Genomic DNA, 26,637 nt, shown 5'->3' with positions numbered 1-26,637 from the left:
GCGGTCATGCGAAATAGGCCGAGGCGACAAGGCCCGCCAATGCGCCAATGTCATTAGCAAGGGTTTCCAAACGCTCGGGCCGCATGTCTTCGGGATCGGCAATCACCAGTTCGGTGCGTAGTTGCAGCGCCGCTTTCGCAGCGGGAGACAATTGGCCATTGTAATTGCCGCCAGGCAATTTTTCTATCTGCCTGCCCAGTTCAGCAAGCTGAAACAGTACTGATCGGGGATTGAGGGGGTCAAGGACCAGTAGGTCGACGGCGCTCAAGGCACCAGCGCTTACCGAGTATCTGCGGCGGTGTGTCATGACGCTATCGCCAATTTCGAGTAACATTTCGAGCGAGCCATCAGGGGCGTCGAGATCGGTCAGCCAACCAGTGATCCGGGCAATCTGGATGCCGCGTTCCAATCGTCGTCCCAGTTCGAGAAAACGCCAGCCGACGAAACGGTACATGTTTTCGTGCACCAGGCCGGAAAATCCCGCGAGTTTGCGCAGGATAACGGTCATTGCGCGGGTGGCGTCGTCGCCGGGGCGGACCCGTTCGGCCAGTCGCCGAGTGCTTTTCTGCAAATCGTTGAGGGCCAGCCAGCCATCGGGCGAGAAGCGATCACGGATCTGACTGGCACTTTGAACGGCGCTATCGATGGTGGCCAGCAGGCCAGCCGGTAACGGCTCGTCCGCGTCAACATCAATGGAGGTCAGGTAATCGCGGCAATGCTGAAGGATCGGCAGGTCGGGATTGGAGAGTTCGGCCAGCCGGGCGTTGTAGGCGCGAAGGATCCGTACTATTGCCTCGCAGCGTTCTGCATAGCGGCCCAACCAGATAAGATTATCGGCGGCGCGACTTGGCAGGTTGCCCGGCATGCTGCGCACCAGCTTGTCACCGTCCTTGGGCAATAGCGAAATCGGTTCTACCGGCGTTGAACTGACCACCCAGACATCGGCCGCCTGGCCGCCGCGCTGCATGGCTATGGCGGCTGTATCAAGGGTTGAGCCGACACGAGCAAACCCGCCGGGCATCACCGTCCAGCCTGTTTCGGTGCGGGCAGCATAGACTCTCAAGGTAACGGGTCGCGGCTGCAATTTGCCATCGACATAGACGGGCGCGGTGGAGAGTTGAACCGGCTCCTGGCCAACATAATCGAAACCCTGTGCCTGGATGCGCTCGATCAGGCCCGCACGGTGTTCGGGCGAAATGGTGGCGCCCAAGGCCGTGCCGCGCTGATCGTCAAACGGTAGGCTGGTAGAAAAAGCAGGGCCAATCATCAGATTATCGAAATTATCGATGACATAATCGCGTTCGGTGGGTTGCCCACACCACCACGTGGCAATTTCGGGCAATGCCAATGGTCGGTCGAGTAGCGCCTTGGCCAGCCTCGGCATGAACGCCGCCAGTGCCCGTGTTTCAAGGATACCAGTGCCCAGGGCATTGATCATCGAAATGGAGCCATTGCGCAGGGCGTCCACCATTCCGGGCGTGCCGATGCGGCTATCGGATCGCAACTCGAGAGGGTCGACGAATGATGCATCCATGCGGCGCCAGAGCACGCTGACCGGTTTCAGTCCCGCCACCGTACGCACCATGACCTGACCATTGTCGATGGTCAGGTCTTCACCTTCAAGCAGCATGAAGCCCAGATAGCGGGCAATATAGGCGTGTTCGAAATAGGTTTCGTTGTGCTGTCCAGGGGTCAATATGCCAACGCGCCCGCCATCCTTTCGCGCCTCTGCAAACAGGGAGTCGCGGAAGCCGCGGAAAAATCCCGCCAGCCGATGCACATTCATGCCGGCGTAAACATCGGACAGGGCGCGAGTTGTGGCGACGCGATTTTCGAGTGCAAATCCGGCGCCTGAGGGGGCTTGGGTGCGATCACCAAGTACCCACCAATCGCCGTTGGGTCCGCGGCCCAATTCGAAAGCACAAAAATGCAGGAAATGGCCGTCGGCGGGTTTGATGCCCATCATCGGACGTAAAAATTCGCGATTGCGGGCCACCAGTTCGGGCGGCAGCAGGCCACGCTGGACCAATTTGTTGTCGCCGTAAATGTCTGCAACCACAGTTTCAAGCAACTCGGCGCGCTCAATCAGACCGTTAGAGATTTTTGCCCATTCCACCTCGTCGATCAGCAGCGGAATGTGGGCCAATGGCCAGGCGCGCTCCTTGCCTTCAGCGCCATCATATTTGCGATAAAATACGCCAGCGTCGCGCAGATACTGATCGGCGCGCTCAAACCGAGCGCCCAGGCTCGATTGGTCCCAATGCGTCAAAAGCCGACATCAGCGCGGCCCAGCCGGGGCGCACCGAACCGTCCGCCGCGATCATCTCGTCGGGCACGCCTGGCTTCAGGACGTAATCGGCAATCAGGCTGGTGGTGGACGGCGAATCATCGCCGCCCGGTTCTGTACGTGTATCCATGGCGCTAGGTGAAGCTTGCCGGGCGGCGCAGGTCAAGCGTTAGTGGAAATTCGTCCGCAGGCTTTTCAGCGATCAGGTCAAATCCGCCCGCCGAATAATTACGTGGTTCGAACCGGGCGAGCCGTCGGGCTTCGGCTTCATTGCCATTGACAGGGAAGGTGTCGTAGCTGCGCCCACCCGGATGGGCTACATGATAGATGCAGCCGCCGACGGGGCGATGCGACCACATATCATAAATATCAAAGACGAGCGGCGTGTTGACCGGTAGGCGCGGGTGCAGGCCCGAGGCTGGCTGCCAAGCCTTGAAGCGAACGCCAGCGACCGAAACACCGGCAGTGCCGGTTGGGCGCAGCGGTACCTGCCGCTTGTTGCAGGTGACGGCATACCGTTCGGGATTGAGGCCCTCCAGTTGAACCTGAAGGCGTTCAACCGAGGAATCGACAAATCGCACGGTGCCGCCAATGGCGCCCTGTTCGCCCATGACATGCCACGGCTCCAGAGCCTGGCGCAGTTCGAGTTTCAGACCCTCATATTCGACCTCGCCGCAAAAGGGGAAGCGGAATTCGAGTTGGGCTTTGAACCACGCCGGATCAATGACGAAACCGGCCCGATCAAGATCGGCCAGAACATCCAGAAAATCGTGCCAGACATAATGGGGCAGCATGAATCGGTCATGCAACGTGGTGCCCCAGCGGCTAAAGTGGCCGGTGAGTGGATTGGCCCAAAAGCGGGCGATCAAGGCGCGGATCAAAACCTGCTGCGCCAAAGACATGCGGGCATTTGGCGGCATTTCGAAACCGCGAAACTCAACAAGGCCAAGGCGTCCAGTGGGGCCATCGGGTGAAAACAGCTTGTCGATGCAGATTTCGGCGCGGTGTGTGTTGCCGGTCACGTCGGTCAAGAGATTGCGGAACAGCCTATCGGTCAACCATGGCGAGGGGTTTTGGCCCTGACCAGTTGAGGGTACCTGCGCCATGGCGATTTCAAGGCTCGTAGAGACTATCGTGCCGGGCCTCATCGAAACGCGGGGCTTGGCTGGTGGGCCCAATGAACAGCCCCGAGAACAGATAGGACATCGCCGGGTGGCGCTGCCAATGCAGTACCAGCGATTTCAACAGGTCCGGGCGGCGCAGGAACGGACTATCCTTGGGGGTGGCACCACCAACTACGACATGATTGCCGCCGCCAGTGCCCGTGTGGCGACCGTCGATCAGGAACTTGTCGGCGCCAAGGCGACAATTGCGGGCCTCATCATAGATTGCCGTGGTTGTGGCCACACAATCATCCCAGTTGGAGGCGGGGTGAATATTGACTTCGATGACGCCGGGGTCCGGGGCAACGCGAATGACATTGAGGCGTGGATCGTGCGGGGGGAATAGCCTTCGAGGTGGACGGGCAGACCGATAGCTTTGGCGGCAGCTTCGGAGGCAGCAACCAGTTCGAGATAATCCTCAAGCTTTTCGACCGGCGGGAGAAATACGCACAGCCGGTGATCACGCACTTCGACAGTGACGGCGGTGCGTACTTCGCCTTCGATCTCGCTAATTTCCTGCTCGGTGCGATCCTGCTGCTCAGTGGCCGCGGTGAACGACGCGGTGGCCTGAGCACGCGGATCGGCGGCAACGCCAGGTTCGCGGTGGCCGGTGCGGTTGAGCAGATTGTCGGGGTCCGGCAAGTCGCCGCGCTCTTCGCCCGGATCCTGTTGGACCACATGAGGGAAATCGGTGGCATCAAGGTGCTTGAGCGCGGCAAGCGGCAGGCGGTAGCCCGCGGCGCTATCGCCGGGGGCGAGAAACAGTTTGCCGCGTCGGGTTTTCCATAGTTCGGTCAGCCATGGGCTGGAGGCCTGGGCGTTCCAGCGCTGGACCGGCAGCACATAACCGGTAGGACTAGTCAGGCCACGTTCAAATACTTTGGCGATGCGGGCGCGGGCCTCAGGATCAGCCAGTTCGGAATTGGCCGGATCGACATTGGGCGGCAGGTTGGCTTCGCGTAGCAACCACTCGCCGGGATCTTCGTAGGCGGCAGCAATGGTTTCGCCGGTCAGACCCAGATTGGTGGCAAAGGCTGCAAGGAAGGCTTTGGCGTCGTCTGGCGTTGCGGCGGTTTTTTCGCCCTCGCGGGCGATCAGCGCCGCATCGGACCAGACTGGTTTGCCATCGACGCGCCAAAAAAGCGAAAAGGTCCAGCGGGGCAGGGTTTCGCCCGGATACCATTTGCCCTGACCATAGTGGAGCAGGCCATTAGGCGCGAAGCGCTCGCGCAGGCGTCGAATCAAACGGTCGGCGAGGGCGCGCTTGGTCGGGCCAACCGCATCGGTATTCCACTCCTCGCTTTCAAAGTCATCGATCGATACAAAGGTGGGCTCGCCGCCCATCGTGAGTCGGACGTCATTGTCGGCCAGGGTTTTATCGACCTGATGGCCCAGTGCGTTGAGGGCGTCCCAGTCCTGATCGGAAAATGGTTTGGTGATGCGGGGGTGCTCGGCGACGCGATCAACACGCATGTCGAAGTTGAAGTCGACATTGGCGAAGCTGGCAAGGCCAGAGATCGGTGCGGCGTTTCGAAAATGCGGCGTGGCAGCAAGTGGGACGTGGCTTTCCCCGGTCAAAAGCCCCGATGTGGGGTCGAGACCGACCCAGCCGGCACCCGGCAGATAGACTTCGCACCATGCGTGCAGGTCCGTGAAATCATGATCAGTCCCGGCGGGACCATCGAGTGAAACCAGATCGGGTTTGAGCTGGATGAGATAGCCTGAAACAAAGCGGGCAGCGAGGCCGAGATGGCGCAGGGTTTGGACGAGCAGCCAGGAGGAATCGCGGCATGATCCCTTGGCAGCGCTTAGCGTTTCCTCGGGTGTCCAGACGCCGGTTTCCATGCGCACGATGTAATTGACGTGCTGCTGTATCGACGCGTTGATGGCGGTAACGAAATTGACGGTATTGGCAGGCGTCTTATCGATGCCGGCGAGAAATTGGGTCAGGAGCGGGCCAGCGGGCTCAGGCTCCATATAGATCGACAGATCGGGCTGAATGTCCTCGGGATATTGAAACGGCCAGATCTCGGCGCTTTCCTCGACGAAAAAATCGAAAGGATTATAGACCGACATATCGGCTACCAGATCAACTTCGATCTTGAACTCGGTGACCGGTTCGGGAAACACGAAACGCGACAGGTAATTGCCGTACGGGTCCTGCTGAAGATTGACGAAATGATCAGTCGGGGTCACGCGCAAGGAATAGGCTCAAAACTTTGGTCTTGCTGTGTGAAGCCGGTTGCAGCCGGATAATCTGGGGCTGCAGATAGACGGGTCGATCATAACGATAGTGGGTGAGGTGATAGACGGCGGCTTTAATTGACATGCCTAGGCGTCTCTCGCTGTTTGAGCCACAATTTCAACTTCCCCGCATCAGTTTAACTGGAGAACTGGTTCTGCGATAGGCTTGGCGAACAGGCTCAATGGTTTGACTCCGCTACACTTTTTAGTTTGGCACCAAATGCTGTTTGTCGGGTAGTTTAGACTTCTTCTAAACTATTGAATTTATTGTTGATTTTTAATGTTGATGTTGTTAGTCCGCTTTCACCGTGGCGACCCGGTCGGGCGCAAATGCAATTCTCAAGAACTTTCGGAGCAGGCCTGTAATGCGTAAATCCAGAACTCTATTGGCGACGCTGAGCCTGGCATTGAGCCTATTTACGGCACCAGCGGCGGTTCGGGCACAAGAGGTTAACACTGGGGGTGTTTTGACCACTTATGCCGATATCGCCCAGGCGGGTTTTGAAGATGCGCTGAGCCGGGCAAAGGAACTTGAAACTGCTGTTGATGCCCTGATTGCGGCGCCGAGTGAGGACACACTGGGGGCAGCGCGTCAGGCCTGGATTGCGTCGCGCCCCGCTTATCAGCAGACTGAGGCCTATCGGTTCGGCAATCCGCTGGTCGATGCCTGGGAGGGACGCGTCAATGCCTGGCCGCTAGATGAGGGATTGATTGATTATGTCGATGCTAGCTACGGCACCGAGAGCGATACCAATTCGCTCTACACCGCCAATGTCGTCGCTAATAGCACACTGATGGTGGATGGGGTCCGTGTTGATGCCAGCAATATCACGCCGGACTTTTTGCAGAACGATTTGCAGGAAGCGGGTGGAATCGAATCCAATGTCGCGACGGGCTATCATGCCATCGAATTCCTGTTGTGGGGGCAGGACCTCAATGGCACCGGGCCGGGCGCGGGCAATCGCCCCGCCACTGATTATTCAACGGCGCCGCACGCGGATCGACGCGCCGCCTATCTCAAGGCCGCTACCAGTCTGTTGGTCAGGGACCTTGCGGAAATGGTGGGGGAGTGGCAGGCAGACGGAGCCGCACGCGCTGCGCTACCGGACCTTGGGATTTCCGCCATTTTGACCGGTATGGGGTCGCTATCGTTTGGCGAATTGGCCGGGCAGCGCATGAAGCTGGGTTTGATGTTGCACGATCCAGAGGAGGAGCATGATTGTTTTTCGGACACCACCGCGACCTCCTACCTCTATGACGGGGTCGGGGTGCGCAATGTCTATCTGGGCAACTATATCCGGATCGATGGCAGTGCGGTGACGGGGGCTTCGATCTCGGATCTGGTCGCGGCCAAGGACCCGGCACTCGACGCTGAAATCCGGGCCTTGCTTGATGACAGTGTCAACAAGCTGCAGGTGCTTGTCGATCGCGCTGCCGGTGGGGAATCCTATGATCAGCAGATCGGGGAAGGCAACATCGCAGGCAATGCGGCAGTACAGGCAGCAATCGATGCTTTGATGGCGCAGACGCGCGGCGTTGAACGGGCAGTGGCGCTGCTCAATCTGGCTGGAGTTTCGATTGAGGACAGCGATAGCCTTTCAAACCCCGAGGCTGTGTTCCAATAGTTTGCAGGGTGGGGAAAATTGTCCCCGGCGCGGTTGTGCGTCGATCCTGCGCAGAAAACAGAGCGGCGGGTGCATTGTGGGTGCGAGACGCGCTGAATAGAAAATTGCGACCAGTGGGGCCTTGTGGCCTCATTTTGCGTATGGAGGATAGTGGGTCCGATGCAGGTGCGTTTGACGATATTGCTGGCGGTTACGCTGATGTCGGGGATTGTTCTGGCACAGGACAATATCGGGGTGCGCAGCGATCTTTCCGCCAATGATATGGCAAGAGTTCGCGCCGTTACCGCGCCGACGACCGATTTCAGCAAGCCTGAGAAGTTCGAGAATATGCAGGCGGGCGCCGCAACAACGAAAAAAGTCGTTGATGCCAATGTCTATTCGCACTTCCAGGCCAATTTGAGTTTTGCCCAACAAGCCGATTTCGGTGTCGGGGATGCGCTGTTCCGCAAGTTGTGGATTTCGGCGCCCTCCTCGACCCAGGCATCGGACGGCCTAGGTCCGCTGTTCAATTCTCGGGCCTGCCAGAGCTGCCATGTCAAGGATGGTCGCGGGCATGCACCGGGCCCGGACGAGGTCGCCGAATCCATGTTCCTGCGCCTGTCCGTGCCGCCGGGTGAGAAGGACACGCGCCAATCTCTTGATGGCGTGTTCGCTGGTGAAGTCGGTGACCCCACCTACGGCACCCAATTGCAAAATTTTGCTGTCGGTGGCCTGCCCGCCGAGGGGCGCATGGTGATCGACTATACCGAAATGACCGCTACGCTCGGCGACGGCAGCGTCGTGAGCCTGCGTAATCCACACTATTCGGTGAGTGATCTTGGCTATGGGCCGATGGCAGACACTGTAATGATGTCGCCACGCGTGGCGCCACCGATGATCGGCCTGGGGCTGGTCGAGCAAATTCCGGCAGAGGATATTTTGGCGCACGCGGACCCCGCTGATAGCGACGGCGACGGCATTTCGGGCAAGGCCAACTACACAATTGAACCCGTGAGCCAGACAGTGATGTTGGGCCGGTTCGGCTGGAAGGCGGGGATGGCCACAATCCGCTCACAGGCGGCCGCAGCCTTTGCAGGTGACATCGGTATTGCCACCCCACTGGTCAACAAGCCGTTTGGTGATTGCACCAGCAACCAACCGGCGTGCCTGGCAATGCCAACGGGTGAGCAAAAGCGGTTGGGCCTATCAGAGGCACCTGATCCGGTGCTGGAGATGGTCACCGCCTATTCTCAGACTTTGGGTGTACCGGAGCGCCGCAAGGTTGATGATCCGCAGGTTTTGCGCGGCAAGCAGGGGTTTTACGAGATCGGGTGTGCGTCGTGCCATGTGCCCAAGTTCGTAACGTCGCGCGATGCGGATAGCGCGCATAAATTTCAGTTGATCTGGCCCTATTCGGACTTTTTGCTGCATGACATGGGTGAGGGATTGGCGGATCATCGGCCAGAGGGGCTAGCAGATGGCTATGAGTGGCGCACGCCGCCGCTTTGGGGCATCGGGCTGAACGAGACTGTGGCGGGGCAGGCGCAGTTCCTGCACGACGGTCGGGCCCGCAGCCTGAGCGAAGCGATTTTGTGGCACGGCGGGGAAGCACAGAAAGCACGTGATAATTTTGCCAAACTGTCAGAGTCGACTCGCGACGATCTGATCGCCTTTCTGGAGTCCCTGTAATGCGCTTAATTCTGGCTCTGATATTGTTGGCAATGGCAGCGCCGGTAATGGCGCAGGAAGGAAAATTGCTGCCCCCTAATGCGGAGGCGGCAAAATATCCGCTGGTGACACGTTCGAGTGTGCTGGAGCGTGCCGTCGATCAGGTGATCCGCCCGGCATTCCAGAACTTCAAGGACAAGGCGGATGCGTTGACGGTTGCGGTCGATGGCTTGTGCGCGGCGCCCAGCACACCTAATCTGGATGGTGCCAAGCTGGCGTTTGCCGATGTGGTGGACGCCTATTCGCGCGTCGAGTTTTTCAAGATCGGGCCGCTAGGGCAGGACAATCGCGCCGAACGTATCTTTTTCTGGCCAGACCGCAAGGGCATTGGGTTGCGGCAGGTCCAGCAGCTTCTGGCCGAGCATGACGCCGCAGCAACGACGCCCGAGGGTCTGGCCAGCAAAAGCGTCGCCGTGCAGGGGCTGGGCGCCCTGGAATATGCACTCTACGGAACCGGCAGCGATGCGCTGAATGATAATGATGGCAGTTTCCGTTGTCAGTTCGGACTGGCGATTGCCAAAAACATGGCAGGGATCGGCGCCGATCTGGTCGCTGACTGGATGGCACCGGACGGGATAGCCTCCCATCTTATGGCGCCGCGCGAAGATTATGCTGATTATCGCACCGAGATCGAGGCACTGGAAGAACTTGTCGGCATCATGTCCCATGGCATGGAAGCTATCCGGGACACCCGTCTGCTGCCATTCATCGGCCGAGAGGGCTCGGCCAAACCCAAACTTGCCCCGTTCTGGCGTTCCGGCCTGACGATGGCGGCGGTGCAGGCCAATATCGAGGGTTTGCAGAAGTTGTTTGACCAATCCCAGATTGCCGATGCGGTGGGGCCGACCGACATGGGACTGAAAGCCTCGACCGAGTTCGAATTTTCCAATGCTTTTCGTGCCACCGATCTGGTCACGTCACCCATCGATGAGGCGGCGACCACGCCCAAGCAATTGTCGGCGCTCAACTATCTGGTGATTGTCACGCAATCGCTACAGACATTGTTTGGAGAACAATTGTCAGCCGCCCTGTCGCTGTCGGTGGGCTTTTCCGCCCTGGATGGAGATTGATATGTGGCAACGCCGGGCGTTTCTGCGGGCAGCGGGTGTAGGTTTTGTCGCCAGCCTGCTGCCAGCGCAGACAGAGGCACTGGAGCGCGCCGATATGGTCGTGGCCTCCGCCATCCGTACCGGCACGGGTCATTATGGCGCGGCGCTGGTAAGCGAGCGTGGTGAGGTGGTCAGCAAGTTGGTGCTGCCGGACCGCGGGCATGACATTGTTTTTGCGCCGGACGGTGGGCGAGGCGTTGTGTTTGCGCGTCAGCCGGGCACATTTGCGGTGGTGTTCGATCCCGCCGGCAATGCAGCGCCGCTGACGTTGACCAGTGCGGCAGGGCGGCATTTTTATGGCCATGGCGTATTCTCGCCAGATGGGCGATTGCTCTATGCGACCGAGAGCGACTTCGAGGCCGCGAAGGGGGTTATCGGGGTCTATGACGGCACCAGTAATTATCGTCGTATTGGCGAATTTCCGACTTATGGCACCGGGCCGCATGAACTCTTGCTGATGGGCGATGGCAAGACGCTGGTTATTGCCAATGGCGGTATTGAAACCCATCCCGACTATGGGCGCGCCGAGCTTAATCTCGAGAGCATGGACCCATCAATAGTGTTTGTGGACACCGAGAGCGGCAGCTTGATTGGGCAAGTGCGGCTGGATGCAGGGCTGCGCCAACTGTCGATCCGGCACATGGCCATCGATGGACGCCAGCGTGTCTGGTTTGGATGCCAGTACAAGGGCGATCAGACCGATCAGCCGCAATTGATCGGCTATGCGACGCTGGACGGCGTGATTGAGCTCGTCGAATTGCCCGGTGATTTGCTGTCCGACCTGCGCAATTACATCGGTTCAGTCGCCGTATCGACTGATGGCGGGATGATCGGAATTTCTTCGCCAGTGGGCAATCTGGCGGTAACAATTGACGCGGCGAGCCGCAAACCGGCGGTGATCAAGTCAATACGGAATGGCTGCGGACTGGCGCCGCAGGGTACAGGGTTTGTTGCCTCAAGTGGCAATGGCGAATTGCTCGGCCTTGCAGGCTCCAAGGTCGCCGATCAGACATTTGACTTTGGTTTCGACAATCATCTGGCGGTCTTGGCCTGAATATGAGTGGGGGCGGGGCCAGAGGACTGCCGCAGGACCAGATCGACGGGCCAGAGACTCGTGAATGGAGTCAACTGGTTTGCCCGTCAGCAATTGCTGGAACAGTTCGGCAATTCGGACCCCCGCCGCCCGCATTGATGAGCGGGTGGTGGACATGGATGGCACCATGTTGTCGGCGTTGAGATAGGGAAAGACATCGTCGTGAGCGATCATTGAAACATCCTGACCCAGCGTAAGACCGGCGATGCGCAAGGCCCGGAATACGCCAAGCGCCGTCATCATGGAGCCAGCGAGAAACGCTGTCGGTGGTTGTGGCAATTCCAGCATTGACTGGGTAATGCGGAAGGCTGCCTCGTCGGTAAAGCTGGAATTGGCGATCAGGTCGGGATCAATGGCGAGGCCGCGTTCCATCATTGCCGTCCGGTAGCCGGTTTCGCGATGCTCAGCGAACGTGCGGCCCTTGAAGCCATTGAGAAGGGTAATCCGGCGATGGCCCAGATCAATCAGATGGGAGGCGGCGCGTTCCATGGCGCCCTGATTGTCAATGTCGAACCAGGCATGGGGTTCGTCAATTTCGGTGCGACCATGCAGGATATAGGGCAGGCGCAGTTTGCTCAGGAGCCTGGCGCGGTCATCGTGCAGGGTAGGAGAATGCAGCAACACAGCGTTGACCGATTGGCTGGCGGCGAGGCGGCGATAGGTGGCCACCTCTTCGTCGTGGCTACCCACGGTGGAGACCAGAATATCCATTTCCTTATGGGCGAGGCCGGTGCCCATGCCGGCGAGAAATTCGGTCATATGCGGTCCGAATTCGGTCGACCCGTGCAGGACAAGGCCGATGGTGCTGGCGCGTCCGGTGGCGAGGCCCAAAGCATTGGCGTTGGGGCGATACCCCAAGCGGTCAGCGGTTTCGGTGACGCGCCGACGCGTCGCCTCATTGACCTCGGGATAGCCATTCAGGGCACGGCTGACGGTGGTCTGAGACAAGCCCAGATGTTCGGCGAGGTCTTTTAGTCTCATCTTTGTATTGGCCCTGCAATGTGCCGGTCGAACTTTGGCAAACGCTGTGGCGATAGGGCGCGCAGGTCGCCATCAAGATAGGGGCCTGGCATTCTCCTCCGTGGTTATTCAAAGCGATTTCAAATTATTTCGCAACCCGGAAAATGGATTGCCAATTTTTGAGGTGCGTTCATCAACGATTTTGACGTCCCCGGGCAGTATCGCGGCGGCGCGATTATATAACTAATTGATATATATAGATGTTACGCGACTTTTGGTGAAAGGCCTGACGAAAATCGGAAATGCATGCTTGACAGAAAATCCGTCGTCTGGTTGTTTTTGGTTCAAAGCGCTTTGGAAGGTGACTGGCGAGTGCCAGATCAGCCGGGGGCTTTCGGAAGGGAGCACAGATCTGGAGGAAGTGCGTTGCATGTCCGATCGATCATGTGTGTCTTCCGGCATTTTGTATTCGGGAGGAATTTTCATGAAATTCAAATTGTTACTAGCCGGATTGATGGCCACGGTTGCCTTGGGCGGCGTCGCCCAGGCGGCCAGTCTTTCGATGGTTTCGGGCGATACGGGCAATGGGCTGGCATTCCTGCGCACCCAGCTTGATCGCTTTGAGGCTGAAACCGGCAACACCGTGACCATCGTGCCAATGCCATCGTCGACCTCTGATCAGTTCGGTCAGTATCGCTTGTGGCTCGCCGCTGGCAACAGCGACATCGATGTGTACCAGACGGATGTGATCTGGGCGCCGCAGTTGGCGGACCAGTTTCTCGACCTGACCGATGCCGCCAAGGATGTGATCAAGGATCACTTCCCGTCAATCATTGAAAGTCAGACCGTGGACGGCAAGCTGGTGGCGCTTCCAGCCTTCACCGATGCGCCGGCCCTCTACTACCGCACTGACTTGCTGAAAAAGTACAACAAGACCCCGCCCAAGACCTGGGAAGAAATGGCCACCACAGCAAAGGAAATCATGGATGGTGAGCGGGCTGACGGCAACAAGGACATGTATGGCTTCGTGTTCCAGGGTAACGCCTATGAAGGGTTGACCTGCGACGCGCTCGAGTGGGTTAAATCCTCGGGTGGTGGCCAGATCGTGGAAGCTGACGGGACGATTTCGATCAATAATCCAAAGGCTGCCGCGGCGATTGACCGGGCGGCAAGCTGGGTAGGCTCGATCGCGCCCGAGGGCGTGCTGGCCTATCAGGAAGAGGAAAGCCGCGGCGTGTGGCAACTGGGCAATGCCGTGTTCATGCGTAACTGGCCCTATGCCTATCAGTTGGGCAATAGCGCGGACTCGGCGGTGAAGGACAAATTCGACGTGGTGCCACTACCCGCTGGTGCTGGTGATGGCAACAGTTCGGCCGCTACACTCGGCGGTTGGAATGTCGCGGTTTCGAAATATACGAAATCGCCAGATGAAGCGATCAAGCTGGCATTGTTCCTGTCCTCCAAGGAGGTCCAGAAGGAACGCGCCATTGATCAGTCGAACCTGCCAACTATCGTTTCGCTCTATGACGATCCTGATATTGCCAAGGCTCAGCCCATCATTCCACGGTGGAAGGATGTATTCCTGCAGGCTGTGCCACGTCCATCGGCGCCAACCAAGGTGAAGTACAACGAGGTGTCGTCGCTGTTCTGGAGCGCCGTGCATGACACGCTGTCGGGCAATGGCTCGGCTGCGGACAATCTTGAAGTGCTCGAAGCCAAGTTGACCGACCTCAAAGGTGACGGCTGGTAAGACCTCCACCCAGCCAAATGGCTGCGGGGACCGGGCTATCCGGCCCCGCAGCCATCCCTGAACCTTTGTCGCAGAGGATCAATATGTCGAGCGAAACAATCGTGCCGCCGGCCGTGGTGCTGGCCAAGCCGATAAAATCAGAACTCCTGTCGCAACGGGTCGCTGCGGCACGGTGGTTTCTCATTCCAATGCTGGTTGCGCTGGCTATCGTTGCCGGATGGCCGCTACTGCGCTCGATCTATTTTTCCTTCACCGACGCGTCGTTGACCGATCTCTACAACGCCAAGTTCGTCGGATTCAAAAATTACATATCGTGGACCACGCTCAAAAGCGGTCGTACCATCTATTCGGGGCTGTTGGTAGACCCGGTTTGGTGGAATGCGGTCTGGAATACGCTGCGATTTGCCGTGGTTTCGGTGTTTTTCGAGGCTGTGCTGGGGATGATCGTGGCGCTGGTGCTCAATGCCGAATTCAAGGGGCGCAGCATCGTGCGCGCCGCAATTCTTATTCCATGGGCGATCCCCACCATTGTCTCGGCCAAAATGTGGGCCTGGATGCTCAATGACCAATTCGGTATTCTCAATGATCTGGGGCTGCGGCTTGGGTTGTTGAGTGAGAAGGTGGCATGGACGGCCCAACCCGATACAGCCATGACGGCGGTGCTGATCGTGGATGTCTGGAAGACCACGCCATTCATGGCCCTGCTGGTGCTTGCCGGATTGCAGATGATCCCCAAGGATATTTATGAAGCGGCGGAAATTGACGGGGTTCACCCGGTCAAACAGTTTTTTCGCATTACCCTGCCGCTGGTTCGCCCGGCGCTGATGGTGGCGATCATATTCCGCCTGCTCGACGCGATGCGCATTTTCGATCTGATCTATGTGCTGACGCCCAACAGTTCGGCGACCAAGACCATGTCAGTGGTTGCGCGCGAAAACCTGTTTGATTTTGACAAGTTCGCCTATGGGTCGGCGCAATCGACACTATTGTTCCTAATCATTGCGGTGATGACGGCGCTTTATATATGGCTGGGTCGGGTGCGCTTCGACGGGGGGGATCGATAGATGCTCTGGAGCTATACCAAGACAACAGCCTTTTATGCGCTGGTGCTGGTGATCGTCGTTATCTCGGTGTTTCCATTCTACTACGCCATTCTGACGAGTTTCAAATCCGGCACGGCGCTGTTTCAGGTGGATTACTGGCCAACCTCGTTTTCCTGGGACAACTATATTTCGGTTTTCAGTCAGGGCGCGTTTCCGCGCAATCTGCTGAATTCGGTGTTTGTTGCGACAACCACTGTACTGCTGGCGCTGTTCCTGGCGGTTACGGCGGCGTTTGCGCTGAGTCGGGTTCGATTTCGGGGGCGCTCGCTGTTGTTGATGACAATTCTCGGCGTTTCGATGTTTCCCCAGATTGCCGTGTTGGCGGGGCTGTTTGAGGTTATCCGGGCGCTGGGCATCTACAATACGCCCTGGGCGCTGATTTTCTCCTACACGATCTTTACGTTGCCGTTCACCGTTTGGGTATTGACCACGTTCATGCGCGAATTGCCCATTGAGATCGAGGAAGCAGCGATTGTGGATGGGGCCACGCCCTGGGTGATCATCACTCGCGTATTCCTGCCATTGATGTGGCCCGCACTGGTGACCACGGGATTGCTGGCGTTTATTGGCGCCTGGAACGAGTTCCTGTTTGCGCTCACTTTCACATCGTCAAATTTGACACGCACAGTGCCGGTGGCCATCGCGCTTTTGTCGGGTGGCTCGCAGTATGAAATACCTTGGGGCATAATCATGGCGGCCTCGGTTATCGTGACGGTACCGCTTGTCGTGCTGGTGCTCGTCTTCCAGCGTAAAATTGTGTCCGGCCTGACCGCCGGCGGGGTTAAGGGGTAGGCAATGGCCAATATTCAACTCAAGGACGTGCGCAAGTCATTTGGCGCGGTCAATGTGATCAAAGGGGTCGATCTCGAGATCAGGTCGGGCGAGTTCATGGTGTTTGTGGGCCCGTCGGGATGTGGCAAGTCAACATTATTGCGGTTAGTGGCCGGGCTTGAGGATATTACCTCGGGGGAGTTGCTGTTTGACGGCGAAGTGGTCAATGGGCTGACACCATCCAAGCGCGGCATTGCCATGGTGTTTCAGTCTTATGCGCTTTATCCGCACATGACTGTTTACGACAATATGGCGTTCGGGCTGACGCTGGAAAAGGGCAGCAAGCAACAAATCCGCGAGCGCGTGACCAAGGCGGCAGACCTGTTGCAGATTGGGCAATATCTGGATCGCCTGCCCAAGCAATTGTCTGGTGGGCAACGGCAGCGCGTGGCTATTGGACGGGCTATTGTGCGCGATCCCAAGGTGTTTCTGTTTGATGAGCCGCTGTCCAATCTCGATGCGGCCCTGCGCGTGGCGACCCGGATCGAGATCGCCAAGCTGCATGAAGACATGAACAATGTCACGATGATTTATGTGACCCATGATCAGGTCGAGGCGATGACGCTGGCGGACCGGATCTGCGTTTTGCGCGATGGGGTCATCGAACAGGTGGGCACGCCGATGGAGCTTTATGAGACGCCCGATTCCCTGTTTGTCGCAGGGTTTATCGGCTCGCCCAAAATGAATTTCCTCAGCGGCGACGCGGCCAAGGCCTATAACGCCCACACTTTAGGTGTTCGAGGCGAGCATCTGAACATTGTACCAGAGGGCGGCAAGTGGCAGGGCAAGGTCATTCACACCGAGAATCTTGGCGCAGACTCCTATGTCTATCTTGAGATGGGCATGGAGGAGCCGGTTGTTGTCCGGCTGGATGGCACCAACAGCTATCATACCGGCGACGTTGTCCATATTTCGCCGATGGAAGACAAACTCCATCGATTTGACGATAAGGGTAAGCCAATCCGCTAGAACGCATGGTCGGTAAGTTTGACCGGCCGCCACAATCAGTATTTACAAGCCGGATCAGCCGACGGGGTTGGTTCGGCGCTTGGCTGAATCGGGGACGGAGATATCCATCGATGCCGGTCAGGTGACACCAACATCAGAATTGCAGGAGTTTATTGATGGCTATTCGCACTTTGGTTTGGGGCGAGAACGTCCACGAGCATTTGAACAAAGTGGTGCACGACACCTATCCCGAGGGGATGCACACCCAGATTGCAAAATTGTTGGGGAGCGACGCCAACATATCGGCGAGTACCGCAACTCTGCAGGAGCCAGAGCACGGATTGACCGAAGCCAAGGCTCGCCGAAACCGATGTTTTGGTTTGGTGGGGGCACCGGGCTCACGGCGACGTTGCCGACGAAGTTGTCGAGCGCGTGGCCAAGCGGGTTTGGGAAGGCATGGGGCTGATCGTTTTGCATTCGGCCCATTTTTCCAAGATATTCAAACGCCTGATGGGGTCTCCTTGTGCACTGAACTGGCGCGAGGCGGGCGAACGGGAGCGACTGTGGGTTGTCAATCCGGGACATCCGATAGCCAAGGGTCTGCCTGCCCACTTCGAGCTGGAAAATGAGGAAATGTATGGGGAGCCGTTTTCGGTGCCGGAGCCGCTGGAAACCGTGTTCGTCTCGTGGTTTCAGGGCGGCGAGATTTTTCGCTCGGGGCTGACTTATCGTCGCGGTGCGGGCAACGTATTTTACTTCCGACCCGGCCACGAAACCTATCCCACTTACTATGATGAGATGATAGGAAAGGTCCTGCGCAACGCGGTCAACTGGGCCTATAATCCCAATAGATATCCCAATATCACCGAGGCACCCAACGTGCCCGTCGACAAGGCGCTAGAGCCGATTGTCGCGCGCGGTGAGGGTCTGCACAGCGCCGGTGAAGAAGGTTTCAAATAGGTCCGCGCCAACTTTTTAGAATTGGGCATTCGCGTGGTCGCGGCAATGCTCGATTTTTCATTCTATCGGTTCAAGGATTTCACTTATGCGTCTGCTCATTTTGGGAACTGGTGGCATGGCCAACCAGCACGCCAAACATTTTTCCGCTATCGAGGGGGTGACGCTGGTCGGTGGCGTCGATGTCGATCCGGCACGGGTCGAGGTGTTTGGCAATGCCCATAATATCGAGCGCGGATTTGGCTCGCTCGATGCGGCCCTGGCGTGGGGCGAGTTTGACGCCATTGCCAATGTGACCCCGGACAGCGTGCATTATCCGACGACGATGGCGGCGATCGCGGCGGGCAAACATGTGTTTTGCGAAAAGCCGCTGGCGACCGACCATAACAGGGCCATGGAAATGACCGAGGCAGTTGAAAAAGCTGGTCTTGTTGGCATGGTCAATCTGACCTATCGCAATGTTGCCCAGTTGCAAAAGGCGCGCTCGATCGTGCAGGCCGGAGAAATCGGGGCGGTAAAGCATGTCGAGGCGAGGCTACTTGCAGAGTTGGCTGGTCTCAAAGGCTTGGGGCGATTGGCGGACCGAGAGCAAGTGGCTGTGGCGGTTGAGTAAAAGCCACGGTTCAAACGGGGTCCTGGGCGATATTGGAGTGCATATTCTCGATTTTGCCGTATATGGCGCGGGATCGGATATTGACCGGGTGTTCTGCCGTTTGCAGACTTTTGACAAAGCGGAAAACAATCGTATTGGCGAATATGAGTTAGACGCCAACGACAGTTTTGCCATGTCGGTTCAGTTGGAAAATGGCGCGCTGGGCGTGGTGCATGCGACGCGCTGGGCGACGGGGCACATGAATGAATTGCGCCTGCGCGTCTACGGCGAAAAGGGATCGGTTGAGGTGCAGCACCGTCATGATGGCAGGCTCGCTGCGAACATGCCTTGGGGCAGACGCGGAAACCGGCACCTGGAGCACTGTTGAGTGTGATCCGGTGCCAACCAATTACCAGCGGTTTTATGAGGCAGTAAAAGCGGGCAAGACGATGGAGCCCTCGTTCCGCCATGCGACCAATCTGCAAAAAGTGCTGGATCTGGCGACGGTCACCGACACCGACCGGTGTGAGCACCAGGTCGATGGTTGATAAGTCTGGTTACGGGGGCGCAAAAAAGAACCCCAGCCATTGGCTGGGGTCCGTATATGGTAACCGCGCTTATGAGCGGTCATCTACATAAACGATGACCGAACTATCAGCGGCGCTTTTGACGGCGACAACGTCGCTGGCTACATAGCCATCGGCCTCGAGCTTGGCCATGATTGCCGCGTTACCCTCAATGTTGGAGTGCAGCGTGGTCATGGCATCAGCACTTGCCGTCAAGGCTTGGTCAAGACTGGCTGCGTCGGCTTCGGCATTGCCCTGAAGCGACGACAATAGCACAATCGATACCTGTGAAGCATCGGCAATGGCCGACAGGTCCACGTCGCTCGATGTGGAAACGGACGACATCACGGCGCCAAAAGTATTGTCCGACATTGCGTCTGTAGTGGCGCCAGCGCCAGCCTTCGCATCGGTGCCGACCCCAGCCTTGGCGTTCGCATCGGTCGACGCACCTGCAGCGGCATCGACGGCTGGCGTTTCGGCACCAACGGCAGCACCAGCATCTACTCCAACCGAAACGCCGGTATCCTGTGCAATAGCGGGAACGGCGCTCGAGGCGAGCAGGGCGATAATGGCAGTGGTGATGATGGATTTTTTCATTTTTAGTCTCCTTGGTTGTGGGATGTGCCCCCCACTTGGACAGCCAAGGAACGATGTCTCCGACGCTTGGTTGCGAAATTTTGCGATCACAAAATTTGCGACAGGCGAGCCGTTGCAAATTCGTCACGCGGTACTTGCAACCTGTTGCGACAGTTCTGACTTATTTATGTAGCGAACAACAGGAGCGTCGACATGGGTATTCTCTGGGCCATCATTATTGGTTTTCTCGCAGGCATGATCGCCAAGTGGATCACGCCGGGTGAGAACAAGCCGTCCGGGTTCATCTTGACTACTGTTCTTGGGATCGTGGGATCACTGTTGGCCACATGGCTGGGGCAGGCGATAGGCTGGTATGGTCCAAACGACGGGGCCAATTTTATCGGCGCCATCGTGGGGGCGGTAATAATTCTTCTGGCCTGGAGCCAGATTGCGCGCAGAGCGTGAACTCGGAAAAGAAGAAGGGGCGCCGCCAGGCGCCCCTTGTGATAATTTGGTGACCGAAATCTATTTGATTTCAGTGATGCGACCATCGGTGTAGGGCGTGTATTCGCCGCCGAGCTTGGCGATATAGTCAGCCAGAATATTTTCTAGCGGTGGTCCGAAGTCGTATGGATTGTCGCCTGAAGCGAAGGTTTCATAACCGTCGCCGCCGCCACGCACATAATTGTTGGTGGCAAGCGTGTAGATGGCTTCCTGATCGATTGGAGCGAAGTCGTCGCCGCTACCAACCATCACCTCGCTAACGCGCGACCCGGGTGGTTTGGACAAGTCAAACGAGAATTTGAGGCCAGCAACCTGCGGGAAGCGACCGGCACCGTTTTCAACATCACTGACGCCATTTTCCAACGCTTCAATGACATCGGCGCCGGAAACCTGAACCGTTGCCAACGTATTTGAGAATGGCAGAACAGTGACAACTTCACCCATGGTGATGTCGCCCTGATCAATCGAGGCGCGCAGGCCACCGCCATTGGCGAGGGCAATGGTGACGCCCTGTTCGGCGGTGCGGTCAAGCATGGCATCGGCCATGAGATCGCCCATCTCGCACTCCTGAGCCCGGCAGGTTTCACGCGAGCCATCGATAGCTGCGGTGGTGGTGCCGATGACCTTACCCATGGCTTCCTGGATCGGGCCGGCAAGGGTGCCCAATTCGTCGGCGAATTTTTGATCGCCCTTGACGGAAGCATCAATCAAATAGGGCGCGCCAGTAGCAGAGGTCACGTTGCCGTCGTCGTCCCAGGTAACTGCAATCTCGCCGAGATATTTGCCATACTCATTGGCCTGAACCACCGGAACTTCAACGCCCGCGGGGTTGGTAACCATGGTCGGGTAAGGGCCAGCAGCTTTTTCGTCGGTGTTGGACAGGAGCGTATGAGAGTGTCCGCCAACAATTATGTCAACGAGTGGCAGCGATGCGGCGACCTGTTGATCGATAGTGTAACCGATATGGCTGAGCAGGATGATTTTGTTGATACCAGCGGCATCGAGTGCTTCTGAGGCGCCACGGACATATTGAATGACGTCGTGAAATTCGACTTCGCCCGGTGACGAAATTTCGGGCGTATCCTCGGTTGTCGCCCCAATGATGCCGATCTTTTCACCGCCGATATCAACGACGATAGAGCCTTTGATCTTGCCGGCCAGGTCGGGGGATCGGGATACGTCGAAATTGCCGCCAATGATCGGGAAGTTTGCGGCTGCAATGAATTTGGAGAATTCTGCCGGGCCATCATCAAATTCATGGTTGCCAGTGGCCACCACATCAAAGCCCATCTGGTTGAAAAATTCGGCTACAACCTTGGATTTGTAAGTGGTGTAATAGAGCGAGCCCTGGAAATTATCGCCAGCAGAGAGAAGCAGGACGTTGCCACCATCCTTGCTGAGTGAGTCCCGGGTGGTGTCGATGATGGTCTTGAGTCGCGCTATGCCGCCGAAGCACTCGCCCTTGGCATCTGTCTCGGCATTGCAGTCAGAATTTGAGCCGGTAATAGGCTCGAAGCGCGAGTGAAAATCGTTGATGTGCAAGATGTTGAGTGTGTAATCGGCGTATGCGGTGCCGACCATACCGGTAAACAGCGTTAGCGCCGTGGCACCAAGGAGTAGCTTTTTCATCCCGTTTTCCCTCATTTTGTAAGCATTGGCGACGCCGGGCCTGCTATTATTGTTCTGAAGTGAACCAGCATCGCGAACTGTCAGTTAATCAGTAAATGGTGACAGTGAAAAGTGGACCAGACGGTCAATTTTTAAATTTTGCCACGGTCAAAGACTGGTCAGCACAGGGGGCTTTCAATCCGGCTTCATTGCGCTAAGTTCCCCCGGTTGATTTGCGAAGGAATTATTCATGCGTAGCGCTTTGATCGTTTATGGGGGTTGGGCCGGTCACGAGCCCGAAGAATGTGCAACGATTTACCGCCGCTGGTTACATGAAGACGGGTTTTCTGTCCGTACAGCAACAGAAACGGCAGCGTTTGCCGATCCGTCAATTCATAACCTGTCACTGATTATTCCAATTTTCACCATGTCAAAAATCGAGAAGGACGAAGCGACCAATCTGGCCAAGGCGGTCGAGAATGGCGTAGGGCTTGCCGGCCACCACGGCGGCATGAGTGACGCGTTCCGTGACTCGGTTGAGTATCAGTTCATGGTCGGGGGGCAGTGGGTCGCCCATCCCGGCAACATTATTGACTATCGGGTGGACGTGGCAAAACCCGACGATCCGATCATGGCTGGGGTAAAATCATTCGACTACACATCCGAGCAATATTACATGCATGTCGATCCCTCGATCGAAGTGCTGGCCACGACAACATTCTCGGGCGAGCATAATGACTGGATCGACGGCGTCGTCATGCCGGTCACCTGGAAACACCACCATGGCAAAGGGCGCGTGTTCCACACCACGCTGGGGCATGTGGCCAAGGAATTCGAGGTACCTGAAATGGCGACGATGCTGCGCCGTGGCATGAACTGGGCGGCGCGAGACGAATAGCCGGCCGGGGGCGCTACCAGCGTAACAGATAGCGTCCCAGAATGGCGCCAGGCTCCGGCGACAAGTGCAATGCCCAGCGTGTACCAGATCAAGAGGAACGCCAGACCGTTTTCCCCGCAATGGAATGAATAGACCCAGGCGCCAGCGCCACCGGCAAACAGGCCGGCGGCAAGGCCAGCCAGCGTTGGATTAGCGGGCGCCAGTTTGCGCATTGCAATCAATAATGCGGCCAGAATGGGCGCGGACAGTGCCACGATCAGCCAAGGGCATACCAAGGCTGAGCCGCCCAGAATATAGACCATGGCGGTTTGCTGGTCAGTGCCAATCAATTGCGTTGCGGCGGCCAAGGCAAGAACAATTGCCAGTATTGGCGCTGCAAACCATGGCCATATGATTCGCCCTTCGGGTCGCGCCAAGGTCAGCGTGAGTATCGCGCCCAGCAATGCCAGGGCCATGGTGTAGCCCGATTTTATCCAGAACACCGGGCCATGCATGGCGCTGTCGATATCGGCACGGAATCCGAGTTGCATCAGTAAAGCGGATACGGCAATAACCCCGCCTACAGCCAGTGCGCCAAGTATCAATAGTTGCACGGCGTTGCGCGGTACGGGCTTGAGATCACCGCTGAGGCGGGCAATCAACTCATCGCTCATTTGCTGCCTCCTGAAAATCTCGCGGTAAGGGCTTTTAGGCCGCGGTGGATCGAAACCTTGGCCGCCGTCTCGCTCATATCGTTAGCCTTGGCGGCTTCGGCAATGCTGGCTCCTTCAATACGTACTTTGCGAATCAAGGTTTCGGTTCGCTTAGGCACTGTATGCAGAACGGTATCAATATCCATGCGCGTGGCCGCATCGGCTGTGTCGTCGCGGGCAAATACCGGTGCGTCATCATCGAGGGGCACAGTTGGTCGCAGGGCATAGCGGCGCACGTGATCGACGAACTTATGGTGTGCGACGGCATGTAACCACGCGGTAAAAGGTCGTTTGCGGTCATAGGACATTCGCCGCGAATGAATTGCCAGCAATGTCTCCTGCACAAGATCCTCCGCGTAGGCGGCATGGGCGGCATGCAGCCGCCGGGTGAAATAGCGATGCAAATGTTGGCGTAACTCAGAGAGCAACGCACGGTAAGAGGCCGCATCGCCATCGAGCGATGCCAGCATCAGCGCGCGCAACTGCGTCTCGATGGTGTCAGGTTCGCTCATTGCCGCTCATTCGCTCAGATCATGCATATGGTTACAGTGTGGGCGCCTTGACGTGGAGTATATAGGGAGGTCACGACGGTGTGAATGTGTAACCGGGCAGACATAGGGGGCGAATTGGTGTGCATGTATCATGGCATGGTGCGCATGATACCCTAAGGAGAATTTTTATGACCTTCCAATTCTGCCATGTGTCAGTGCCGCTTGCCGCAATAATGATGTTGGCTGCGACCGCCGCTGGCGTCAATGCTCAAGATGCCATGAAAGCTGATGCAATGAAGGGCGGTGCCATGGCAACCAACGCGATGGCCGGCGATGCGATGGGCATGATGAGCGATGACGACTTCAAGATGTGCATGGACCAAACGAGCGCCATAACCTTTCCAGAGGTCATGAAAGTCGCGCAGGACGCGTGCAACACCATGCACGATGGCATGATGGGCGGTGCCATGTCTTCAGGTGGGGCTATGTCGTCCGGCGATGTGATGGCGCCGAAGAAATAAAAAATATGTGACCGACGACAATTGTTCCGCGCGACACCGTTACTCTAGGCAGAGTGTAGAGCAATTGGCTTTCGGCACCGGCGAGGGGAGACATAATGGCAGACGCAGTTGAGACAGTGCCAACCAAGGGGCCGCTGATCTATCGGCAGTCGATTTTTACCCGCGTCACGCACTGGGTCTGGGCAATATGCCTGTTCTTCCTGTTGCTGTCCGGGTTGCAGATATTCAATGCCCATCCCTCGCTTTATATTGGCCAGCAGTCAGGTTTCGAGTTCGACAATGCAATTTTGGAACTCTATGCGGTCAATACCGACGATGGACCCCGCGGTCGCACGAGGCTGTTCGGACAGGAATTTGATACCACCGGTGTCCTGGGGATGAGTGGTTCGGCTGATCGTCCAGCATTTCGGGGTTTTCCCGCGGCATTGACCATTCCCTCGTTTCAGGATCTGGCAACGGGGCGGGTAGTGCATTTCTTTTTTGCTTGGCTGTTCGTCCTGACCATGTTCATCTGGTTTCTCGCCAGTTTCATTAACGGTCATATCAGACGCGACATTGTGTTGGGGCCCAAGGACATCAAGGGTATTCCCAAGGATATCAAGGATCATGCAACGCTGAAATTTCACCACGGTCGCAGCTACGGGCCGCTACAGAAATTGAGCTATTTCGGCGTGTTCTTCATCCTGTTTCCGCTGATCATCTTAACCGGACTGACCATGTCGCCGGGCATGGATAGTGCCTGGCCGTGGTTGCTTGATGTGTTTGGCGGTCGTCAGACAGCGCGAACAATCCATTTTGGCGTCATGGTGCTGCTGGTTTCGTTCTTTATCATTCACATCATCATGGTGCTGGCTGCGGGGCCGATCAACGAGTTGCGGTCGATGATTACCGGTTGGTACCGCGCCAGTCCGGGTACGACGACCAATGAAGGAGAACAGAAATGAGCCGATTGCAATTGACGCGTCGCCGTTTTCTGGGGGCGTCCGCCGCCACCGCGTCTTCGCTGGTGCTGGCGGGATGCGAGCAGTTTGATTTTCTGGGGTCGCGCGACAACGAAGTGCGCAATGTGCTCGAAATGGCCAATACTCTGACCTACAAGGTGCAGCGGGGGCTGATCGGGCAGCAGAGTCTGGCTCGCGAATATTCGGCTAGTGAAATCCGGCAGGGCCAGCGGCCAAACGGGTCGACCGACCCGACGACGGAGGAATACAAGGCGCTGGTAGCGAGTAATTTTGCCGATTATCAGGCTCAAGATTACCGGCATGGTGGAGCAGGAGGTCAGTTTTTCGCTGGACGAATTACGCAATATGCCGGCGCGAAGCCAGATTACCCGTCATGACTGCGTTGAGGGCTGGAGCTGCATTGCCAAATGGACCGGCACGCCACTTTCGGGGCTGTTGGATCAGGCCAATGTCATGCCGGAGGCGCGGTTTGCCGTCTATCATTGCTTTGACAACATCCAACGCAGTCTGAGTGGCGACATTCTTTATTATGAGAGTTCGGATCTGGTGGATGCCTATCATCCGCAGTCCATTCTGGCCTATGGGCTCAATGATGAGACATTGCCGATATCCAATGGCGCACCAGTCCGGCTGCGTATCGAGCGGGCGTTGGGCTACAAACAGCCAAAATATCTGCATACCATCGAGTTGGTCGATGACCTCGCCCCATTCGGCAAGGGCAAGGGCGGCTATTGGGAAGACAATGGCTATGACTGGTATGGCGGCATCTAACGCATGAGGGAGCGCGATGGGCGATCTGGGAGAAGCACAATTATCGGGCGGATGTCTTTGCGGCACGGTGCGCTACAGCGTGGCGGATGCCTTTGAATATGCCGCCAATTGCCACTGCGCGAATTGCCGACGTGCGACGGGATCAGCATTCAAGCCCTTCGGCGGGATCCGGGCAGGCCTGTTTGCCCTGATCGCGGGGAAGGACAGTTTGCTGATTTATGGCGATCCATTGGCAAGTCACGATGTCCATTGCGGCAAATGCGGGTCACTTATCTATTCGCTGGTGCGTGAGCAGGCCTATGTTCATATTCCGCTGGGGACCCTGGCCGATGCGCCAACCATGCGCCCCACAGCTCATATTTTCGTTGGTTCCAAGGCACCCTGGTATGAGATTTCCGATGGGCTTGCACAATATGAAGAACATGCTCCCTGAACTGGCCGTGCAGGGCAGGCATGCGGCGATTACAGCAAATTGGCTTGCTATTTGAACGGTTCTACCCCATATCACAGCCATCGTCCGTGGCAGCAGCGCGCCTAACAGCGCAATATAGCTGCGAAACAAACGTGACGGACTTCTCTTCTTATCGACCAATGCGGTGAGCGGCGAAGTATCCCGGCAGACGACCAGCCGGGCCAGCCAGCACCCGCGCGATAGTTTTCTCATATCGCCGTATGCGTA

The 26,637-nt window shown here is 57.3% G+C and carries 16 protein-coding genes and 7 pseudogenes; 16 read left to right on the top strand and 7 right to left on the bottom strand.

What is annotated here, in order from left to right; all coding sequences use genetic code 11:
• Window positions 1-4 precede the first annotated feature (4 nt).
• Window positions 5-2,417: pseudogene (locus PSQ19_RS09160) on the bottom strand (circularly permuted type 2 ATP-grasp protein).
• A 4-nt stretch (window positions 2,418-2,421) separates the two neighbouring features.
• A pseudogene (locus PSQ19_RS09155) lies at window positions 2,422-5,779 on the bottom strand (transglutaminase family protein).
• A gap of 280 nt (window positions 5,780-6,059) precedes the next feature.
• Between PSQ19_RS09155 and PSQ19_RS09150 the strand changes: the two are divergent.
• The 4 genes from PSQ19_RS09150 to PSQ19_RS09135 all read left to right on the top strand — a co-directional run bounded on the left by PSQ19_RS09150 (window position 6,060) and on the right by PSQ19_RS09135 (window position 11,189).
• Entirely contained in the window at window positions 6,060-7,319 is a 1,260-nt protein-coding gene (locus PSQ19_RS09150; protein ID WP_282220524.1) for an imelysin family protein, read from the top strand.
• 159 nt (window positions 7,320-7,478) lie between these two features.
• Window positions 7,479-8,987 carry a di-heme oxidoreductase family protein gene (locus PSQ19_RS09145; RefSeq protein WP_407649123.1) on the top strand — a complete coding sequence of 503 codons (1,509 nt, stop codon included), beginning with the start codon at window positions 7,479-7,481 and terminating at the stop codon, window positions 8,985-8,987.
• On the top strand, window positions 8,987-10,096 hold the full coding sequence (locus PSQ19_RS09140) for an imelysin family protein (RefSeq protein WP_282220523.1): 1,110 nt from the start codon (window positions 8,987-8,989) through the stop codon (window positions 10,094-10,096). The genes PSQ19_RS09145 and PSQ19_RS09140 overlap by 1 nt, the downstream gene beginning before the upstream one ends.
• A gap of 1 nt (window position 10,097) precedes the next feature.
• Window positions 10,098-11,189 (top strand): DUF1513 domain-containing protein, encoded by a 1,092-nt coding sequence (locus PSQ19_RS09135; RefSeq protein WP_282220522.1) that lies wholly within the window; start codon window positions 10,098-10,100, stop codon window positions 11,187-11,189.
• Here PSQ19_RS09135 and PSQ19_RS09130 read toward each other — a convergent pair.
• Window positions 11,168-12,209 (bottom strand): annotated as a pseudogene (locus PSQ19_RS09130) (substrate-binding domain-containing protein). The gene PSQ19_RS09135 and the pseudogene PSQ19_RS09130 overlap by 22 nt on opposite strands.
• A gap of 463 nt (window positions 12,210-12,672) precedes the next feature.
• On the opposite strand from PSQ19_RS09130, the gene PSQ19_RS09125 reads away from it, so the two are divergent.
• The 6 genes and pseudogenes from PSQ19_RS09125 (at window position 12,673) to PSQ19_RS09100 (ending at window position 18,917) form a co-directional block, all read left to right on the top strand.
• A complete protein-coding gene (locus tag PSQ19_RS09125) occupies window positions 12,673-13,938 on the top strand; it encodes an ABC transporter substrate-binding protein (protein ID WP_282220521.1) in 1,266 nt (421 codons plus the stop codon).
• 83 nt (window positions 13,939-14,021) lie between these two features.
• Window positions 14,022-15,002, top strand: coding sequence for a carbohydrate ABC transporter permease (locus PSQ19_RS09120; protein WP_282220520.1), 981 nt, complete (start codon window positions 14,022-14,024; stop codon window positions 15,000-15,002).
• The gene (locus PSQ19_RS09115) at window positions 15,003-15,833 is read left to right on the top strand and encodes a carbohydrate ABC transporter permease (RefSeq protein ID WP_282220519.1); all 831 of its coding nucleotides are present in this window, start codon (window positions 15,003-15,005) and stop codon (window positions 15,831-15,833) included.
• Window positions 15,834-15,836: 3 nt separating this feature from the next.
• A complete protein-coding gene (locus tag PSQ19_RS09110; protein ID WP_282220518.1) occupies window positions 15,837-16,841 on the top strand; it encodes an ABC transporter ATP-binding protein in 1,005 nt (334 codons plus the stop codon).
• Window positions 16,842-16,996: 155 nt separating this feature from the next.
• Window positions 16,997-17,780 (top strand): annotated as a pseudogene (locus PSQ19_RS09105) (ThuA domain-containing protein).
• 85 nt (window positions 17,781-17,865) lie between these two features.
• Window positions 17,866-18,917 (top strand): annotated as a pseudogene (locus PSQ19_RS09100) (Gfo/Idh/MocA family protein).
• Between the two features lie 69 nt (window positions 18,918-18,986).
• On the opposite strand, the gene PSQ19_RS09095 reads toward PSQ19_RS09100, so the two are convergent.
• Window positions 18,987-19,532, bottom strand: coding sequence for a hypothetical protein (locus PSQ19_RS09095; protein WP_282220517.1), 546 nt, complete (start codon window positions 19,530-19,532; stop codon window positions 18,987-18,989).
• A 192-nt stretch (window positions 19,533-19,724) separates the two neighbouring features.
• Between PSQ19_RS09095 and PSQ19_RS09090 the strand changes: the two genes are divergently transcribed.
• Window positions 19,725-19,976 (top strand): GlsB/YeaQ/YmgE family stress response membrane protein, encoded by a 252-nt coding sequence (locus PSQ19_RS09090; protein WP_282220516.1) that lies wholly within the window; start codon window positions 19,725-19,727, stop codon window positions 19,974-19,976.
• Between the two features lie 60 nt (window positions 19,977-20,036).
• Here the strand turns inward: PSQ19_RS09090 and PSQ19_RS09085 are convergent, their stop codons facing one another.
• Complete coding sequence (locus tag PSQ19_RS09085) at window positions 20,037-21,644, bottom strand: bifunctional metallophosphatase/5'-nucleotidase (RefSeq protein ID WP_282220515.1); 1,608 nt, start codon at window positions 21,642-21,644, stop codon at window positions 20,037-20,039.
• A 229-nt stretch (window positions 21,645-21,873) separates the two neighbouring features.
• Between PSQ19_RS09085 and PSQ19_RS09080 the strand changes: the two genes are divergently transcribed.
• Window positions 21,874-22,521: a ThuA domain-containing protein gene (locus PSQ19_RS09080; RefSeq protein ID WP_282220514.1), complete on the top strand. Its 648-nt coding sequence runs from the start codon at window positions 21,874-21,876 to the stop codon at window positions 22,519-22,521.
• Between the two features lie 62 nt (window positions 22,522-22,583).
• Here PSQ19_RS09080 and PSQ19_RS09075 read toward each other — a convergent pair.
• Window positions 22,584-23,174, bottom strand: a pseudogene (locus PSQ19_RS09075) (DUF1109 domain-containing protein); the annotation flags it as partial.
• Window positions 23,171-23,695, bottom strand: a complete 525-nt coding sequence (locus tag PSQ19_RS09070) for a sigma-70 family RNA polymerase sigma factor (protein ID WP_282220656.1) — start codon at window positions 23,693-23,695, stop codon at window positions 23,171-23,173. The pseudogene PSQ19_RS09075 and the gene PSQ19_RS09070, both read right to left, overlap by 4 nt.
• A gap of 197 nt (window positions 23,696-23,892) precedes the next feature.
• Here PSQ19_RS09070 and PSQ19_RS09065 point away from each other — a divergent pair, with 197 nt between their 5' ends.
• The 4 genes and pseudogenes from PSQ19_RS09065 to PSQ19_RS09050 all read left to right on the top strand — a co-directional run bounded on the left by PSQ19_RS09065 (window position 23,893) and on the right by PSQ19_RS09050 (window position 26,391).
• Window positions 23,893-24,225 carry a hypothetical protein gene (locus PSQ19_RS09065; RefSeq protein ID WP_282220513.1) on the top strand — a complete coding sequence of 111 codons (333 nt, stop codon included), beginning with the start codon at window positions 23,893-23,895 and terminating at the stop codon, window positions 24,223-24,225.
• Window positions 24,226-24,320: 95 nt separating this feature from the next.
• Window positions 24,321-25,169 (top strand): cytochrome b/b6 domain-containing protein, encoded by an 849-nt coding sequence (locus tag PSQ19_RS09060; RefSeq protein ID WP_282220512.1) that lies wholly within the window; start codon window positions 24,321-24,323, stop codon window positions 25,167-25,169.
• Window positions 25,166-25,958, top strand: a pseudogene (locus tag PSQ19_RS09055) (molybdopterin-dependent oxidoreductase). The gene PSQ19_RS09060 and the pseudogene PSQ19_RS09055 overlap by 4 nt, the downstream one beginning before the upstream one ends.
• Before the next feature lie 16 nt (window positions 25,959-25,974).
• Window positions 25,975-26,391 carry a GFA family protein gene (locus tag PSQ19_RS09050; protein ID WP_282220511.1) on the top strand — a complete coding sequence of 139 codons (417 nt, stop codon included), beginning with the start codon at window positions 25,975-25,977 and terminating at the stop codon, window positions 26,389-26,391.
• Window positions 26,392-26,637: the final 246 nt, after the last annotated feature.

Origin of the sequence: Devosia algicola (genome assembly GCF_028816455.1) — a bacterium.
GTDB classification, from domain to species: domain Bacteria; phylum Pseudomonadota; class Alphaproteobacteria; order Rhizobiales; family Devosiaceae; genus Devosia; species Devosia algicola.
This window is presented reverse-complemented; position numbering and strand designations above follow the sequence as displayed.